The following is a 761-nucleotide window of genomic DNA, read 5'->3' as shown; positions in this document are numbered from 1 at the left end:
GCACACACATACGTCCATCTTAGCAGCCCTTGCTCCAACGTACCTGTCACCTTCGTGATGACAAATGTTCGTCCATCGCGCTGCACCTCATCGCCGATGTGCAAAAGCTCGTCGTGCTCGAAGGTGTACGTCGTGTACTGGTACTCGGCAACAGAAGAGGAACCGTTTGCCGACTTTTTCATATACGGCGCGATCGCACGATTTACCTCGTAGGGGGCATCCTCCAGCTTGATTTGTTTGCGCCCCTCCGGCATGCCGATCCAAAAACGCACCTTGTGGGCGCTCAAATCAGGGACCAGAACCGCGCCAACGTGAGAAGCGATTCGTCTGACAAAAGCCCAGTCCGTCTCTTCGTACTGCATGATGAATTTACCCTGCTGGCGGTTTTCAAACATCTGGTCGATGACATCTCCCCCGGGATAAACGGACAGGATTTCGTCGACCACATCCCGATAAAGCCGATCAACCTGCTGGAAAGTGCGGGTCTTCGGGCTTAAATCCATTGCGTATGTATGGGAAACTGCCTGAATCGTCACATAATGAATCGCCCGGACGACCTTGATCTCCACATGCTGCAAGCGTCCCATGAAAATAGGCTTTTTCTCTTTGCCAGTCTGTCTGTACAGTTCAATCCAGTCATGGCTTCCGGCATGATTGATGATTTCTTCCTCTTTCTCTTCAGGTACGATCCCTGTCAAGCGCAATGTAGCATGCGTGCCCGTCTGGTGAACAAAGGCCAGACTGTCCAGCCGAATCGATCC

The 761-nt window shown here is 52.3% G+C and carries 1 protein-coding gene; it reads right to left on the bottom strand.

The window, feature by feature from the left end; all coding sequences use genetic code 11:
* Nucleotides 1-761 (bottom strand): contractile injection system protein, VgrG/Pvc8 family (locus AC27IT_RS27745; protein ID WP_487092255.1); only part of this gene is annotated, 761 nt, incomplete at both ends.

This window comes from Brevibacillus sp. YAE8 (assembly GCF_057543335.1).
Note: the sequence above shows the minus strand (reverse complement) of the source record. Positions and strands in the feature narration are given on the sequence as shown.